13 protein-coding genes are annotated in these 18,252 nt (G+C 46.2%); 11 read left to right on the top strand and 2 right to left on the bottom strand.

Translation table 11 applies throughout. The features are described 5' to 3' along the window. The first annotated feature begins 1 nt into the window (after position 1). The 8 genes from GC096_RS38070 to GC096_RS38035 all read left to right on the top strand — a co-directional run bounded on the left by GC096_RS38070 (position 2) and on the right by GC096_RS38035 (position 11,411). Entirely contained in the window at positions 2-1,345 is a 1,344-nt protein-coding gene (locus tag GC096_RS38070) for a DUF455 family protein (protein WP_171638520.1), read from the top strand. A gap of 109 nt (positions 1,346-1,454) precedes the next feature. Next, positions 1,455-3,245 (top strand): sensor histidine kinase, encoded by a 1,791-nt coding sequence (locus GC096_RS38065; RefSeq protein WP_171638518.1) that lies wholly within the window; start codon positions 1,455-1,457, stop codon positions 3,243-3,245. Then, complete coding sequence (locus GC096_RS38060; RefSeq protein WP_171638516.1) at positions 3,242-4,876, top strand: response regulator transcription factor; 1,635 nt, start codon at positions 3,242-3,244, stop codon at positions 4,874-4,876. Before GC096_RS38065 ends, GC096_RS38060 begins: the two co-directional genes overlap by 4 nt. 93 nt (positions 4,877-4,969) lie before the next feature. Further along, the gene (bglB, locus tag GC096_RS38055; protein ID WP_312886428.1) at positions 4,970-6,043 is read left to right on the top strand and encodes a beta-galactosidase BglB; all 1,074 of its coding nucleotides are present in this window, start codon (positions 4,970-4,972) and stop codon (positions 6,041-6,043) included. Between the two features lie 38 nt (positions 6,044-6,081). Continuing rightward, a complete protein-coding gene (locus GC096_RS38050) occupies positions 6,082-7,482 on the top strand; it encodes a Sapep family Mn(2+)-dependent dipeptidase (RefSeq protein ID WP_171638514.1) in 1,401 nt (466 codons plus the stop codon). Between the two features lie 191 nt (positions 7,483-7,673). Continuing rightward, complete coding sequence (locus tag GC096_RS38045) at positions 7,674-8,633, top strand: ABC transporter permease (RefSeq protein WP_171638511.1); 960 nt, start codon at positions 7,674-7,676, stop codon at positions 8,631-8,633. A 27-nt stretch (positions 8,634-8,660) separates the two neighbouring features. Further along, the gene (locus GC096_RS38040; protein ID WP_171638509.1) at positions 8,661-9,581 is read left to right on the top strand and encodes a carbohydrate ABC transporter permease; all 921 of its coding nucleotides are present in this window, start codon (positions 8,661-8,663) and stop codon (positions 9,579-9,581) included. Between the two features lie 180 nt (positions 9,582-9,761). Continuing rightward, positions 9,762-11,411 (top strand): extracellular solute-binding protein, encoded by a 1,650-nt coding sequence (locus GC096_RS38035; RefSeq protein WP_171638507.1) that lies wholly within the window; start codon positions 9,762-9,764, stop codon positions 11,409-11,411. Positions 11,412-11,879: 468 nt separating this feature from the next. Here the strand turns inward: GC096_RS38035 and GC096_RS38030 are convergent, their stop codons facing one another. Further along, positions 11,880-12,458 carry a TetR/AcrR family transcriptional regulator gene (locus tag GC096_RS38030; RefSeq protein ID WP_171638505.1) on the bottom strand — a complete coding sequence of 193 codons (579 nt, stop codon included), beginning with the start codon at positions 12,456-12,458 and terminating at the stop codon, positions 11,880-11,882. A gap of 232 nt (positions 12,459-12,690) precedes the next feature. On the opposite strand from GC096_RS38030, the gene GC096_RS38025 reads away from it, so the two are divergent. From GC096_RS38025 to GC096_RS38015, 3 genes are all read left to right on the top strand, one after another. Next, entirely contained in the window at positions 12,691-14,184 is a 1,494-nt protein-coding gene (locus GC096_RS38025; protein ID WP_171638503.1) for a DHA2 family efflux MFS transporter permease subunit, read from the top strand. A gap of 177 nt (positions 14,185-14,361) precedes the next feature. Further along, entirely contained in the window at positions 14,362-15,804 is a 1,443-nt protein-coding gene (locus tag GC096_RS38020) for a SulP family inorganic anion transporter (RefSeq protein WP_376769560.1), read from the top strand. Positions 15,805-15,831: 27 nt separating this feature from the next. Then, complete coding sequence (locus GC096_RS38015; RefSeq protein WP_171638501.1) at positions 15,832-17,139, top strand: voltage-gated chloride channel family protein; 1,308 nt, start codon at positions 15,832-15,834, stop codon at positions 17,137-17,139. A gap of 451 nt (positions 17,140-17,590) precedes the next feature. Here GC096_RS38015 and GC096_RS38010 read toward each other — a convergent pair. Further along, positions 17,591-18,252 (bottom strand): MBL fold metallo-hydrolase (locus GC096_RS38010; RefSeq protein WP_171638499.1); only part of this gene is annotated, 662 nt, incomplete at its 5' end.

Below are 18,252 nucleotides of genomic sequence, written 5' to 3'. Positions count from 1 at the left end.
AATGGCGAAGAGAATTGAAGTGGACGTAACGGACTACAGCTTCCTTGAAGCTGCATCTTCGTATAGAGGCTCGCTGCTGCGACCCATAGATACCGCAAAACTGCTTAAGATGTGCTTCTGGTTAGAGTTCGAGCTGTCGCGAATGACGATGGGATGGGTCTCGTCTGTGCCAGACTGGGAACTGAAGGGGGAGCTTGTGCGATTGTCGTACCTGCACACCCAGCATATGGTCCATCTGCGTGAACGAATCAGCGAGTTGCCTGGCGCGGATATCAATGATAAAGCCTGGACGCCGAGTGGCCTCCAAGAAGCTTGTCAACGTATTACGCAAGCGGGCGGGCTGATTGAATTTGCTGCGGGCTATAAGTTCATCGTCCAGAAGCTTTATGAGCAGTATACCGCATTTCATGAAACGCTCGATCCGATCCTGGACGGACCGACGTTTGATAAACTGCGATATATCGAGATAGATAAGGAACAGATGATTTCCTGGGGCATTCCTTACGTGAAGTTTGCTTATGTTGAAGATCAAGAGAAACGTGATGCGTATCATAGTTGGTTAGGTTATATCGATCAGGTATGGAAGGTGCTCGAACAATCATCGTCGAAGAAAAAGATCGATTGGCCGGACCATCCGGTTCTCGAGCCAGCGGGTCCGATTCCACTTAAGCCTGCTAACGATCCCAAGTATCCGCATGTCGATCTGACGAAATATAAAAGCGCGATGTTCGATCCGAAATCTCCCACTTACGACAGCTTAAAACATATGATCTTCATCAATGCCAGTGAAATGTCGGCAGTGGAAAGCCTAACCTATCTGTACTACGGCGTACAGAAAATGCCAGTCGATTTCTACCTGGATGTAGCACGGCATACATGGGATGAAGTCCGTCACAGTCAGATGGGGGTTCGCCGATTAAAGCAGATGGGCTATCGCACGGAGGATTTCTCTTGGCACCCGTCCACAGCGCCGACGCCGGAAACGATGAAGCAGGTGTTTCCAGAGTTTTATTCCAGTCTGACCATGGTTATGGAGCCCTGTTCCTTCATTAAGAAGCGCAAGTCGATTGCTGCCTTCATGAAGCACGGGGATCCTCTGTCATCTATCCAATCCGAATATGATATCGCCGACGAGCGCCTTCATGTTGGATTCGGGCAGAAATGGGGTGCGAAGCTATTCGAGCATATGGAGGATTTCATATCGGCACAGAATGCCGCTGAAACAGTCAAACAGATGCATCTTCGCAAAATGGGCTATAGCCAGGATGAGATTAACAAAGTGCTGCACAGCTTTCCAGAATTCTGTGGATTTGCAACAATGGAACTCAATTACGATAAGTATTAATGCACGCAATCCATAGCCGATTACCGTGGAAAGGTTTATAATGCTAACAATACGTGCGTGAGCTGCTGGCTCACGCACTTGCCATTCCATCAGAATGCAGGTGAAGTGTTTGTCTACTGTCATTTCCAAATTTCTGAATTTGAAGCTGCGTACGAAGTTTCTGCTGTCCTTCACCGTTATGATCTTATTAACAGTGCTTATGATTAGCTTCGTTAATTACTACGTTTCTGTCAGCGTAATTAAACAGAATACGTCCGTTTTTTCTCAATATTTAATTGAACAGATAGGGATTAACCTCGAGAAACGGACCAAGGACATCGAGGAGCATGTATTCCAACAATTCCGTAATTCCACGTTGAATACGACGCTAGGTATTTCCGAAGATGCAAGTGAATCCGATTTGTATATCAAAAATAAGGTCATTAGTGAGTTTATGAAAGATCTAGTGTTTTCCAAAGATTATTATTTGTCGGTTATGGTCGTCGATACGGCAGGTAACCCCTACGGGTTCGAACGCAGTGCGACTCAAAACTACAACAAAGACCTGATGAATCTCGATATCGAGAAGATTAAAGATCAGCGTGGCCGCACTTCCTGGGTTCCGGGAAATAGCAACGTTATCTTCATGGAGAAGGCTGTATATGATGTTACATCTAGCCGTTATGTGGGCATTATTATCGTTGGCGTGGACATCAATCTGATCGGCAGCATCTACACGAATGTGGACGAACTTACGCAGGGGAACATCGTCATCCTGAATGAGGGATTGGAACCGCTGATGTTTGACAGGCTTGTTTCCGAGCCGACCCGCTATTTCATCGAAAATAAGATGTACGCTCAGAAGCCCAGTCTCAATCAGGGTTTTCAATTTGAAGGGCAGACGTACATTTCTACTATAATTTCAACACCCTATGACAAGTGGATGATTATCCAAGTCATCGCTGTTAACGAATTAACACGTGGCACAGAAGTTATCAAATTGTGGACATTAAGCACCATTCTCGTCTCGCTATTGCTAGCGTTCATCCTAGCTGTGATCATTTCTAGAAACATCACTGGAAACGTTCGACTGCTGCTCCAGAGCATGACCCACTTCTCTGTGGACTTCACCCATAAGGTTATCGTTCCGAGAAGCAGAGACGAAGTAGGGCTGCTAGCGGAGAAATTCAATTCGATGGCTCAGAAGATTAGCGAGTTAATCCATACCGTCTATGAGGAGAAACTGCTAAAGCAAAAAGCGGAGTATCGCACGCTGCAGTTCGAATATAAAGCGCTGCAGGCCCAGATTGATCCCCATTTTCTCTATAATACATTGGAGTCGATTCATAGCTTAGCCAAGCTGCGTGGGGACGAACAAGTCAGTGAAATGATCTACCTTCTCGGAAAGCTGCTGCGAGAGAGTATCAGCAAGAAAGGGGATATTATCTACCTGCAGGAAGAAGTGGATTTTATTAGGAGTTATTTATCTATTCACCAAATCATCTATGGCAATCGAATTGAGGTTAATTATTATTTTGACACGAGCTTGATGGCCTTTAGGGTCCCTAAATTCATTCTGCAGCCACTCGTAGAAAACTCGATCAAGCATGGCATTGAAGAGAAGGTAGGTAAAGGAATTGTCAGTATCGGCTGCTGGATGAAGGAAGACGTTCTGTATCTTGAAGTATCCGATAACGGCGTAGGCATCGATGAAGAAACGAAGGAACACTTGCTCGACCCACCAGAGCACTCGAAACTGAAACAGAAGGATAAGCATACGAACGTCGGGATCATCAGTGTGCACAAGCGGATTCAAATCTTATTTGGAGAAGCATATGGTTTAAGCATTATGAGTGAAATGGATCAGGGGACAACGATTCGGATTCGTCTTCCAATCCTAACGGAGGAGGGCTCCAGATGACATACAAAGTAGTGGTAATAGACGATAAACCGCTGATTCGGCAAGCGATTGTGCAAACGATCGCCTGGGATAAGCTGAATTGCACCGTAGTCGGTCAAGCGGAGGATGGCATTGAGGGTAAACGTTTAATCAGAGAGCTGCAGCCAGATATTCTCGTAACGGACATCAAAATGCCCGGTTTAAGCGGGCTCGATTTAGCTGAAGAGATGAGTACGGACTTTCCTTTGGCCAAAACAATTCTAATTACTGGCTATCAGGATTTTGAATATGCGAAGAGGGCTGTTCGACTCGGTGTATTTGATTTTATTGTCAAACCGATTAACTACGAAGAGCTAAGCCGAGTAATCGGGGGGGCTGTCGTAGAGATCGATAACAAGCGCAGAGCGAATGAGCATACGGTCAAGATTACCTCTGCTTTCGTCGAGTTGGAGAAACAGCATATCGATGCCATGCCCTCGCTTAGAAGCAAACTGATCGGTGATTTGATTACAGGAACAGACGATATGCAGGAACAGGTGAAGAAACTCGATATCGTGTATAGCCGATACGTTGTGCAAATTGTCCGTATAGCTAATAGAAAGGATCCGTCTAGTGCAGCGAACGCTGTCAAGGTTAAGCAGCAGATGCAGCTCCGCCTATCCGAACAAGCGCATGAGTTGACTGCGAAGCGTGATTTCTATGTTATTGAGTCTCTGCGGAATAATGATCTTATATTTGTATGTTTGTTCCCTAAGGTATTGTCGCAGAGGGAGTTCAGAATGAAGCTGCAGAGCTTCTGCAGCGAGTTTATTGATATAGCCCATGTGAGAGAGCAGGTTTCCTGTCATATCGCGGTTAGTTCCGTGTATAAATCACTTCTTGAGCTGCCGGAAGCTTTCCGGGAAGCTTCTTTGATTATGGATTCAAGCTTTTTCCGGATGGAGGAAAGTGTGTTATTCCCGGATCATAGCCAGCCAGAGAAGGAACTGGGGAAATATTCGATTATTCAGGATTTGGAGCAATTCAATCAAATGTTGGAGGACAAATCCAGCGAAGATGTGATGGCTTATTTGGAGCGTTTTCTACAACAAATTACGGCTTATAGTGAAGGGAATATCCTTGTCGTGAAGGGCTTGCTCTCTGAAGTTTGTCTTGCGGTGGCGCGCTACTATTTCCGTGTAACTGGCGATGAGTTCGGTCTTGGTAAAAGCATCGACCAAATTCTCGAGGATGTATACCGGCTAACGAGTATGAAGGAAGCTTCTACCTACCTCACAACGTTTATTGGGACGATCAAAAAGAAGCTAGAAGGCGGGGAAAAGGTATATTCCCTTGTTGTCAAAAAGGTTATTGATTACATCAACAGTCATATCGCCGATACCATCAACTTGACGTCAACTGCGGAACATTTTGGTCTGAGTTCGAGTTATCTAAGCAGGTTGCTGCGAACAGAAACCGGTATTAATTTCGTGGATTTGGTGTCTAAGGCTCGAATTGAAACCGCCAAGCGTCTGCTGATGGATCCCAAAAATAAGGTGAATGAAGTAGGAGAAATGGTAGGGTATAAGGAATACGCCTATTTCTATCAGGTTTTCAAGAGGCTTGAAGGTCAATCACCCAAAGAATATAAGAACAGAGGTAAAGAAATCTAATAAAAGGGTAAGATTCTCGTATGTAAACTGCTGGACGTGTGCGATACATTATGGTTACAAGCACTTTATAGTGCGTACTAGGAGGTGCTTACCGTGACTATCGCGCAAATACAGCGGCAAGAGATAGAGATCTTGATTCATAAAGTCATTAGCGGAATGAAAAATCTGGAGGCAACGATCCAGGAAGACACGCCAATCAGCATCATTACGATGGATAAATGGGACTGGTCCCAGGGAGTCGGCTTGTTCTCTCTCTATTTGTATTACAAGGAAACCCAGAATCGTGATGTGTTTGCGTATTTAACGGATTGGTTCGACAGTCGGATTCGCGAGGGGCTCCCTCCAAAAAACGTCAATACGATGTGTCCGCTGCTGACATTAAGTTACCTGTACGAGGAAACGCGTAATCCAGAGTATTTGCGGATATGTGAAGAGTGGGTTAGTTATGCAGCAGATGAGATGCCCCGCACGCCTGAGTTTGGGATCACGCACGAGACGATCGATAACGCGAACGAAGGTGAGTTGTGGGACGATACGCTCTATATGACGGCGCTGTTCATGGGCCGGATGGGCATTTTGTTGGCCAAGGATCATTATGTACAAGAAAGTATCCGTCAGTTCCTCGTCCATCTGAAGTATTTGACGGATAAGAAAACGGGACTGTTTTTCCATGGCTGGAGTTTCATGGAGGGTCATAATTTCGCGGAAGCGCTCTGGGGTCGCGGTAATGCGTGGTACACGGCTGGGCTGGTCGACTATCTAGATATCGTCAAGATACCGCTAGGTGTGGAAGTATTCTTGCTTTCTTCGCTAGAACGTCAGATTCAGAAGCTGACTGAGCTGCAAAGACCGAGCGGGATGTGGACGACATTGCTGAACGATCCGACATCCTACGAAGAGACCTCAGCAACTGCGGGTTTTGCATACGGCATTCTAAAGGCAGTTCGCAAAGGCTATATCAGCGAAGTTTACAAAGAAGTTGGATTGAAGGCTCTGCAAGCGGTCATGAATAAGGTTGACGCAAAGGGAGCCGTTCACGGCGTATCTTACGGTACGCGCATGGGGCGTACGCTGCAGTTCTATCGTGATATCCCGATATGTCCGATGCCCTACGGGCAATCGATGACGCTGCTGATGTTGGTGGAAAGCTTACATCATGTCGACTGACTGTACGGAGCAATTGTGGGAAGGTGGGAGGTAAATACATGATTATTGGGAACGAAATCCACAAATATCGGGATGCGATTACAGCTGGTATTTCTGAACTCGTACAAATAAGAAGCATCATGGCCACCCCGGAGCCGGGAAAACCGTTCGGGGCTGGCGTTGATCGTGCTTTGCAATATATGCTCAGCCTGGCTGAATCGTTAGGATTCGAAGTGACGAATGTGGACGGGTATGCAGGTCATGCCGAATACGGACAAGGCAAGGAGATCGCTGCCGTGCTTGTTCATCTGGATACAGTTGAAGAAGGAGAGGGATGGACGTTCCCGGCGTTTGGCGGCGTCATTGAGAATGGCAAGATCATCGGAAGAGGTGCGTCCGATAACAAAGGACCAGCCGTAGTCGCTCTCTATGCGCTGAAAACGCTGATGGATCTAGGCATTACCGGCAATCGCCGTCTCCGATTGATCTTTGGTACGAATGAGGAGAGTGGCATGAAAGACCTCGACTACTATTTCGAGAGGGAGCAGCTTCCAGCAATGGCATTTGCGCCCGATGCTGGCTACCCTATTTTCAATGTGGAAATGGGAAGTATGAACGTGGTGTTCTCCAGTGAACAAGAATCGTCTTCCACGAAAACGCAGCTGACAATCTTGTCTCTGAAGGGTGGTAACATGCTTACACTCATTCCGGAGACCTGCACGGCGTCGCTTTCTCTGACGCAGCTCACCGAAAGACAGGTAGCAAACTTTCACGCTGCGATCAACATTCAGGCGAATATGTCGGCCGCATACGACGAGGATGGCGGTTTGGTGTTAACAGCAGGAAGCGAGTTTCTCGCTGACAGTCTAACAGGATCGCGAAATGCTATAGCAAACATGGTTGCTTTCCTAAGTGGACAAGGACTTACTACCAATTGGGACAGCCTCTTGCACTTCCTCAATAGTAAGATTGGTGCGGAGAAAGGCGGGCAGTCTCTCGGTATCGCATGTAGCGATAGCTTCTCAGGAGCACTGGTCGTATATTTGCGCACCATTTCCTGTGATCTCCATCGTGCGGAAGCACTATGTAATATTCGGTATCCGGTCAGTCATGACGGCGCTGGTATATTATCTGCGGTTGACGCTCTAGCGGGCAAGGATGGCATCCATATTGAGTTGACGCGACATCTGCTTCCCGTGTATGTGCCAGAGACACATCCTGTCATTGTCCGGTTAAGCCGCGCTTACAAGAAAATCACAGGAGATGAAGCCGTGTTGCTGCGTATGGGGGCCGGCACCTATGCCCGTAAAATGCGGAACAATGGTGTCGCATTCGGTGCGGGGCTGGCAGGCGGTGTCGACACCCATGTACATCAAGCAGACGAGTTCGTCTTTATTGATGATATGATGCAGCATGCCGAAATCTGCTTACAGGGCATGTACGAATTATTGATCGATTGACCGAGAGTAAGCGATATAAAGATGAAGTAAAGAAAACTAATAAAAAGTAAAATTTCTAGCATGTCAATCATTTTCACAAGCGAGTACACTTGCAACATACCTAGAAGAATAGGCTGTGCAGCGAATTATTTTACCTGTATAGAAAACGCTTTCAATTAAGGGGTTTCGTGTTTGGAGAAAGGAGCAAGGGTATGGAAGTACAATCACAAAAACGCCATGTAATTGCACAGACGGACAGTAAACCAAGAAACGCTTTTACAAAAGAGCTGTTCAAAAATTACGATTTGTACTTACTGCTTGTCCCAGGCATTATCTTCTTCTTTGTTTTTTGTTATATTCCGATGTTCGGGCTGGTCGTTGCATTTAAGGATTATAACATCTTCAAAGGGATCTTCGATTCGGATTGGATAGGGCTGCATCATTTCAAAGAGATGCTACAGATTCAGGATTTCTATCGGATCGTCCGCAATACCCTGCTGCTTAACGTTCTAGGCCTTATTGTTGGATTCCCAGCACCGATTATTCTGGCGCTAATGCTGAATGAAATCAGGGCGAAATATTTCAAGAAAATATCGCAATCGCTTCTGTATTTGCCACACTTTATGTCTTGGGTCATCATGGGCGGGATTATTTATAATCTGCTTTCCCCGAAATATGGGATCGTCAATAGTATGATGAGATTCCTTGGGATGGAAGAGATCTATTTCATGATCGAGGAGACCTGGTGGGTCATCATCTACACATTGTCCAGCGTATGGGCAGGAGCGGGATGGGGAACGATTATTTATCTTGCAGCGATGACGATGATCGATCCTTCTTTGTACGAAGCAGCAGTCATGGATGGTGCAGGCAGATGGAAAAAAATCGTACATATTACGCTGCCAGGAATTATGCCAACTGTAATTATTCTGTTGATTCTCAATATCGGTCATATGGTATCCATCGGTTTTGAGCATCCTTTTGCCTTGCAGAATCCTGTTGTTACGAATATTTCGGAGGTCATTAGCACATACGTGTACTCCTCGGGGATTAAACAGGGGCAATTCGGAATTACGACGGCCATCGGGATGTCGCAATCCATTATTAATCTTATTCTTGTGCTTGGTGCGAATTATTTTGCCAAGCGTCTGGGTAAAGAAGGACTTTGGTAAAATTCGAATGAGTAGGAGAGTAGAGATATGGCGGCTACTGCACACAAACATGGAAATAGACGCAGCTTATTCGGCAAGTACTCGGGATGGGATGTAAGTTTTAACATTTTTAATTATACCCTGCTGATCCTATTCACTTTCATATGTATATTTCCCTTCATTAATACGTTAGCTAATGCCTTCAGCAGCAGCCATGCCATACAGACGGGTAAAGTTGTGCTTTGGCCTGTCGAATTTCAGCTTGATGCGATGAAATCGGTCGTCACAGATTCCAATATCATCAGATCGTTAGGGGTAACCATCTATATTACGGTAGTCGGTACTGCTCTTAACATGCTATTCTCGATTACAACGGCTTATCCCCTCTCCAGGAAGGATTTGAAGGGACGCAAATATTTTATGAATTTCATGATTGTGACCATGGTTTTCAGCGGCGGTATGATTCCCAGCTACTTGTTGATCAAGTCGCTAGGGCTGTTGAACAGCTTATGGGCGTTGATGCTACCAGGTTTAATCAGCGCGTTTAACGTTATTATCATGAAATCCTTTTTTCAGGATCTCCCTGAAGAGCTGCGCGAGGCGGCCGTCATGGACGGCTGTGGCAATTTGCGTTACTTAGCACAGGTCGTGCTTCCCTTATCCGGTGCCGTATTGGCAACGATAAGCCTGTTTTATGCGGTCGGCCATTGGAACGCCTATTTTGCAGCCGTCCTGTACATCGACGATTCGGCGCTCTATACGTTACAGGTGAAACTGAGGAACATACTGCTCCTTGCCCAGATGGATACTTCATTGGAAACGATGCAATCGTTGGATAATCTCAACGTCATTGAGGAGTCTCTGAAGGGAGCCACAATTGTCTTCGCCACGGTTCCGATTCTCATCGTATACCCTTTCTTGCAAAAGTATTTTGTGAAAGGGTCGTTCCTCGGATCAGTTAAAGGATGAAGCTCAAAGGTGAATAACAAAAAAACTATTAAAATGTCAAAATTATCGAATAGAATCGCATAAGGAAAGAGCCTATATTTACAATGCAAGCGCTTTAAGTTACATGCATTCCCAACCAGATATGGGTGAAATCCCAGTTCAACGAGTAGGCCTGAAATTTCATACTAGGGAGGAAGCGTTATGGTAAAGGTACTTAAAAAAGGGGTATTAGGAAGTATGGCTGTTATGCTCATGCTTTCAGGTTTCTTGGTTGCTTGCTCCAACAAAGATGAGGGCGGAAGCACAGCAACCACTTCACCTAGTGGCAGTAACACAACAACACCAAGTAAAGAACCTGAAAAACCAGCCAAAATCCGTGTCACATTGTGGGACCGCGCTAATGCGCCAGAGGGGCAAAATCTAGGCAATAACCCGATTATTAAATATGTCATTGATGAAACGAAGAAGGTTGGTCTCGATGTGGAATTCGTCTCTCTGCCTAGAGCGCAGGAATCGGAGAAACTGAACGTATGGATGGCTTCCGGTGAAGCACCTGACATTATTCTAACCTACTCCATGGATACGATCTTCAAATACGCGGAACAAGGCGGATTATGGGAGCTGGATTCCTATCTAGCCAAGTATCCAGACTTGATTAAGAATAACAAACTAGCGCTTGACCAAGTGGGCATGTACAAAGGTAAAAGGTATGCGATTCCTGCCCTGAAGGCGAATACATACTCCGGCCCCAACATGAAGATTCGTAAAGACTGGCTTGATGCGCTAGGGATGAAGAATCCGACTACGAACGAAGAATTATATCAGGTACTGAAAGCCTTTAAAGAGAAAGATCCAGGCAACGTAGGGAAAGACAAAGTGATCCCATGGGCGCTCCCTGCGATCAACCAATCCATGAAAGCATTCTACTATGGTCCGATGTTTGGCTTCGGTGTCAATATGGACGGCCCGAGTAACCAGTTCTATGCACCAGATGGCAACTATAAGAATGGTGTCTTCACCTCTTCCGTTGCTACACCTGAAGGGAAAGCCTATTACCAATGGATGAACAAAGTGTACAAAGAGGGGCTGATTTCCAAGGAATTTGTCACGGATGTGAACTCTCAGCAGTTTACGCAACAGGTTAATAGTGGTGTTGCCGGCTTCGTAGATTCCAATGACACACCGTGGAACTTGAATGTGGCCACACGTAAATCGGTCCCAACAGCAACTTGGGTACCTGTAGAACCATTCAAACGTCCGGATGGAACTCAGCTTATGTCAAAAGTATCGGACTACTCCATGCTTGTCGCGGTTCCGAAATCCAGCAAGAATCCGGATGCTGTCTTGAAGTATCTGAACTGGATGGTCCAACCGAAGAACCTTGCGACCGTTCAAAGCGGAATTGAGGGAGTGAACTGGAAGGATGACGGTGGCGTTAAAGTCCAGATTGATCCTGAACTGAATAAGAAAACGACGTGGGTATCTCTGGCGGGAGACCTTGCCATTGTTCAGCAAGGGGGACCCGCATTAAACAAAGAACAACTTCTTAAGTCAGTAGCCCTCTCACTTCCGGACGAGAAGCAGCGAGAAGAGTACGCCAATTCATTCGTAACCTATTATGATATTTTCAAAAAATTCGGCAAACCGAACACGGTGATCGACTCACCTCGACCTGTAGCTCAGAAGACCGTTGCAACCATCGAGAAGAGCCTGTATGAAGGGGTTTCCAAAGTGATTATTTCTACGGATTTCGAGAAGACGTATGCGGAGATGCTTGGCGCATGGGAAAGAGCCGGAGGAAAAGATTACGACAAAGAGATTAGCGACGCTTATAAAACGATGAAAAAGTAACGAGGTTAAATAGAGGGGAGCGAACAGATTTCTGGTTCGCTCTTTTGTTTATATATAATCACAACTTTTTATCTGATATAGGCGTTCCCATCCAGCTAAATGGAAAATGTACAGTTAATTATTGCAAATTCATTCAAATTTCACGATTAGATGGAATTTATGTCGTTAAATCATCGAATTCCATCCGTATTCGCTTGAAATCTTGAAATTACATGGATAATTTCCAGTTAAATCACGGAAACACGAATTAGGCGTGAAATTAGCTGTACAAAATACAGTTACTCTAGTGTTCGGTTCACGGCTGTCCGCATCCCTGCACGAGAGAGGGGCGCAAACGTGGCTGCCGTATACAAAAAGGGACGTACTTCTCAAGTACAGTCCCTTTTCTTGTATTTCTCCATAACGCTCCGTTGTTGAAGGACAGCGGCGGCGTTTTTCTCATTTTACTATACCCGGATGATTGATGAACTATTCAGGTTTGGGTAGATGAAGGAGCTCCGCGAGCTGTGCAGCCAAGAATACTGGCGTGTAGGGCAAATCATTGCGGAGCCAGAAGACAATCGTACCAATGATGGCAGAGGAGCCGTACCAGATTGCGATATCTTTCTTAACCTTAACATTCAAATTGGAGGATGCCTCAATTTTGTCTATTCGACTGGTAATAAAATCAGCGATCAGCTTCAATAACCGTTCCGTGAATACTGGAATACGTTTGGAAGCAAGCAGAATCTTGTAGAAATTTGAATTTTCCGCGATATGCTCGAGCAAGTTAAGTATGATCTGGATGTTAAAACCTGGCGGGTCGGGCGCCTCCTTCAAGATAGTATGAATCTCGGTAATCATATCGTCAGCCAATTTATTAACCATATCGGGAATATCCTGATAGTGAAGATAGAAGGTAACGCGATTAATCGTCGCTCGTTCCGCGATACGATTCACAGTTATTTTCTCAAGCTCATGCTCTTGAAGTAATTCGATAAAGGCATTCCGAATCAAAAGGCGTGTCCGAAGTACACGTGGGTCTAAGCGTTGTGGTTTTGTTGACATGAATGACTATCCTCTCTTTCAAACCAAAGTGATATACGACAATTACTGCAACCTTTGTAGATAATGTAATAGATAGACAACAAATTCATGGAAATTGTAAACTAATAAACATTTATAAAAAAGCTGTTGCTTGTGAACATTAGGATTGATGACTATAATACTATTTACATCAAGTTTATTATACAACACATTGTCAATTAGTTAGAAATTGAATTTGAAAGGAATATGTGAAATGAGTAAACCTGCAGCATTTGATCCTAGTTCTATTAAGAAAGGTCCCCTCTTATTTGTTATGATTCTGGGGGCATTCATCGCTGTTTTGAATCAGACGATTATGAGCGTTGCCTTGCCGCCACTCATGGTCGAGTTCAATATTGCCGCTTCAACAGGACAATGGTTGACCACTGGTTATATGTTGGTTAACGGTGTGTTGATTCCGATCACAGCGTTCCTGATGCAACGCTTTACGACGCGGGAGCTGTTCCAAGCGTCCATGATTATTTTCCTCATTGGTACCATTGTTTCTGCCGTGGCGCCAGGCTTTGAGGTATTGTTGACGGGTCGTCTGATCCAAGCAGCTGGGGCAGGTATTATCATGCCGCTTCTGATGAATGTTATCTTAACAATCTTCCCGGCAGATAAGCGTGGAGGAGCTATGGGCATGGTTGGATTGGCAATCATTTTTGCCCCTGCTGTCGGCCCTGCTCTTGCTGGTTATATTTTGGAACATTATTCGTGGCGTACTCTTTTCTACGGCATCATACCTATTGTTGTTATCGTAATTGGTGTTGCTTTTATCTACCTGAAAAATGTCTCTGAACGTCAATATCCCAAAATTGACATGTGGGGTGCCATTCTTTCAACCATCGGATTCGGTTTCCTTCTTTACGGCTTCAGCAGTGCTGGTGGCAAAGGCTGGTCCAGTGCGGAAGTTATCTTATCTATCATTGTTGGTGTAGTTGCCCTAATTCTATTTACATGGCGTCAGCTCGTTATCAAAGAACCACTATTAGATCTTAGAGCATTCAAACACAATATGTTTACTCTGACAACATTAATTAACATTGCAGTTACCATGGTTATGTATGCCGATATGATGCTGCTTCCGTTGTATTTGCAAAATGCTCGCGGCTATACCGCGTTGGAATCAGGTATCCTTATGCTCCCTGGCGCACTGCTTATGGGCTTGATGATGCCAATAGCTGGTAAGCTGTTCGATAAATTCGGAGCGAAGTGGTTGTCCATTATCGGTATGGTTATTACGATTATTACGACACTTGGATTCATCAATTTGACGGATTCCACAAGTTATACGTACCTAGTTCTCATGTCCACAGGACGACGCTTTGGTATGGCGCTATTCTTAATGCCGATCACGACTGCGGGACTCAATCAATTGCCGGCAAGGTTGAATGCACATGGTACCGCGATATCCAATACCATCAAGCAAGTAGCGGGTGGTGTTGGTACAGCTCTATTGATTACAGTTATGACAACTAGAACGAAATCTCATCTCATCGAGATTATGACGACAGGTAAAGCAGCAACTGCTACGAAAGAAATGATTAAAGAAGCGTCGATTCAGGGGATTAACGATTCTTATCTCGTTATTATTGGAATCGGAGTTGTTGGCTTGGTCTTATCCTTCTTCATCAAACGTGTAGGTCAAGCGGAGGAAGAAGAAACAGAAGTGGTTACAAATCGCAAACCAGTTAGTGCATCGTAAGATAAATAAAAGTCTCTCGATAAAGTGCAGTACGCTCCTTTGGAGTGTGCTGTACTTTTTCTTTTTCATCTAGAGGGATGTCGAATATTTGTGTATAATGAGACAAGTTGACGAACGGACCCGACTTTTCTGAGATTGAAAGGTCAAGTAGTATGTGGAAGGAGTGGAGATAGGTTGTTGGTTCAGAAGTTTAAAATGGCATGGTTCTCGAACGTCCGCAAGGATGTCCTCGCGGGCATAACGGTGGCTTTAGCGTTAATTCCTGAGGCAATTGCCTTCTCGATCTTAGCGGGTGTAGACCCGATGGTTGGGTTGTATGCTTCTTTTTGTATTGCCGTTACGATATCTATTGTAGGCGGGCGCAGAGGAATGATTTCTGCTGCTACAGGGGCCATGGCTTCGTTGATGGGACCTGTTGTGGCGAAATACGGGATCGAGTATTTATTCGCCGCGACGATACTTACCGGGGTTCTCCAGTATGTGATGGGGCTTTTGAAATTTGGCAGATTCATTACATTTATCCCCCATTCGGTCATGACGGGATTCGTGAATGCATTGGCGATCATTATTTTCATGGCACAGTTCCCTAGCTTTGAAGGGGCGAATTGGCAAATGCCACTGATGATTGCAGGCACACTTGCGATTATTTATATATTGCCGAGATTCACACAGGCGGTGCCCTCGCCACTCGTGGCGATCATTGTAATGACTATCATTTCTACGAGTTTGCATCTAGATCTTCGGACGGTAGGAGATATGGGCAAAATTACGCAAGAGCTGCCCTTTTTCCATATTCCACAAATTGATTTGTCTTTCGAACTGATCTGGCGCATGCTGCCGTTCTCCTTAGCCCTTGCGGTTGTCGGCATGACGGAATCCCTGATGACGGCCACGATTGTAGATGAAATGACAGAGACCAAAAGCGACAAAAACAAAGAGGTTAAAGGCCAAGGAATCGCGAATGTGGTCTCAGGGTTATTTGGCGGGATGGCAGGCTGTGCCATGATTGGGCAAACTGTTATTAATGTGAAATCCGGAGGCAGAGCGCGGTTATCGACGTTCGTTTCTGGTGTATTTCTACTTTTCCTTATTCTTGTTCTCGGCGATGTCGTGAAGCAAATTCCCATGGGAGCGCTGGTTGGTGTGATGTTCATGGTATCCATCGGGACCTTCGATTGGAACTCGTTAAGAACGTTGGCAAGAATTCCACGGAGTGATGCGCTGATTATGATTGTGACGGTTGCGATTGTTGTAGCGACATCTGATTTGGCGATAGGTGTTGTATCAGGCGTGATATTAAGCGCATTGGTGTATGGCTGGCGGTCCGCAAGAATCAAGGCTCACACGACGATCGAGAAAAATGGGACCAAGGTATATCGCATCACGGGACAGTTGTTCTTTGGTACGATGGCGCATTTCGTTGAGCTTTTCGATTATAAAAATGACCCAGAATCCATCGTTATCGATTTCACCTCATCTCATGTTTGGGATCATTCGGCCGTGACGGCGATTGCCAAAACCATGCAAAGATACGAGCAAATTAATAAAACCGTAACGATGATTGGCTTGAACGCGGAAAGCAAGCATCTGATGGATCGAGTCGGACCCTTGCAACACTAGGCCTTTCAATGAGGGGTGAGAATTACGTTGAAACATCGTCTAAAGGCATTCGTAGAGCATGCTGCTACATTCCTACATGTTGCATTAATAGGTTCATTCATCAAATGGATTTTCTATGGAAGCCTAGTCGGCATTGTGACGGGGTCCGCTTCTGCGCTGTTCCTAGCCAGCTTAGACCTTGTAACTGAGAAACGAATGAATCATCCATGGTTGTTGTTTCTATTACCCTTAGGCGGGGCGCTAATGGCTTATGTCTATCTGAAAATGGGCAAAAATGCGGGCAGGGGGAATAACCTGATCCTCGAACAGCTGCATGATGGCAAGGAGACGATCCCTTTTCGTATGGCGCCATTGGTGCTCGCAGGGACACTTGTCACGCATGTATTTGGCGGATCAGCTGGTCGCGAAGGGACAGCTGTTCAAATGGGCGGAAGCTTTGCCGAATGGATCGGGCGCATCTTCCGAGTGGACGAGGCTGATCGGAAAATCCTGCTCATGTGCGGCATTAGCAGCGGGTTTGGCTCTGTGTTTGGGACGCCGCTTGCGGGAACCGTCTTCGGCCTGGAAGTGGTCGCCATTGGGATGGTGAGATATCAGGCGCTGATCCCTTGTTTTATTGCCAGCTTGATGGCCCACCTCGTAACCACGGCATGGGGGATCCACCATATTCACTATGTGATGGGGAGTGTCCCTGAGTTATCCACAGGGGTTACACTCAAGGTGGTGATGGCGTCGATTCTATTCGGATTAGCCAGCATCCTATTTAGCGAACTTACGCATGGGATGAAAAAGCTGTATACGCGGCTATTTGCGAACCCGGTGCTGCGAGCTTTTGTCGGCGGTCTTGTGATAATTGCGCTTGTTGCGGTATTCAGAACGAGGGATTACCTTGGGTTAGGCATTCCGCTGCTGCAACAATCCTTTGAAGAGCCCGTTGCTCACTTGGCCTTCTTATGGAAAACGTTGTTTACCTCGCTTACGCTCGGTGCTGGTTATCTCGGCGGGGAAGTAACCCCGCTGTTCGTCATTGGCGCTACGCTGGGCAATTCGTTAGCCGATCTGTTGGGGCTTTCCGCGCCATTCTTAGCGGCGCTAGGGCTAATCGCGGTGTTCAGTGGCGCGACGAACACCCCGCTAGCATGCTTCATCATGGGCGTGGAGCTGTTCGGCTCCGAGGGGATCCTTTACATGTTCATGGCGTGCATCGTGAGCTATTTGTTCTCCGGCCACTCAGGAATCTACACGTCACAGCGAATCGGATTGTCCAAATCGAGAGGACACGCTGTGCCTGAGGGGGCCACACTGGCTTCGATCAAGGTGAAGAAGAAGGAATGAGAGAGAATAGGCCGTCCTGTTGAGTAGATGATTCTATTTCGGGGCGGCCTGTTTTATTTGTTGAAATCCTCGTTTAGTCCGATTTCTCCGAACTAAAACGACGATTGCTTGTGAAAAAGGGGGAATAGTCCGATTCTGCCGAACTATCTAGCCATTTTCCTGGCGTTAGGGTTGTTTGGGGCGATTTAGTTGGGCTATTTCGGACTAATTGAGATTTATTGGCGCGCGCGGTGGGATTAATTCGGCGGAATCGGACTAATGGGTGCCGGGGGAGAGGTTGGGCCGCAACGGAGGCAACAGCAGTAGAGATAGTCGAAATAATCGACTATCTCAGGAGCAAGAGAGGCAACAGCAGAGGAGATAGTCGAAATAATCGACTATCTCGGGAGCAAGAGAGGCAACAGCAGAGGAGATAGTCGAAATAATCGACTATCTCCTTTGCTTCACCAACCTACGCCCACTTGGCTCGAAACGTTTGCGATGCCTTCGCGAGCAACGGCTTGCCGTGGCCGAAGCAAGCGACATTGAACTCCGCCTTCCCTAGGCGGATCAAGTCCTGCTTCGCTTGCGCGAAGTTCTCGTGGCCGATGCTCCAGCCAAGGCCCATCATGTTCGCCGCTGCATCCGCGGCGAACATCACGCCGCCTTGCTTCGGCAGCAGCAAGGCCATTTGCCCTGCGCTATGCGCGGGAGCAGGGATCGTTTGTAAACCAGCAGCGAAATCTAGCGTGTCATTCGCTTTCAGATAGCCGTCGATAGGGAAGGTTTCTATCGGCGTTTCTTTGATGAATAAACGGAACAACAGTTTATTCATGAGTCCAGGCGTAGCCGTCAGCGGACGCTGCGGCTGCCCCTTCTCGACGATCGGCGCATCCACTTCGCTGATATAAATCTTCACATGCGGAATCTCTCGCTTCAGTGCAGCTGTACCACCTACATGGTCAGGATGACCATGTGTAAGTAGAATGCTCTTCAAGTCAGACGGCTTATGGCCGATGGCTTGGATTCCCTCCAAGATTTTGGGAGCACTTCCGGGTGTACCAGTATCAATGAGAATAAGCCCGTCCTCCGCTTGAATCAAGTAAGCATTAACGGTCCCAAGTGGTAAAAAAA

The organism is Paenibacillus plantarum (assembly GCF_013141695.1).
GTDB lineage: Bacteria > Bacillota > Bacilli > Paenibacillales > NBRC-103111 > Paenibacillus_E > Paenibacillus_E plantarum.
This window is presented reverse-complemented; position numbering and strand designations above follow the sequence as displayed.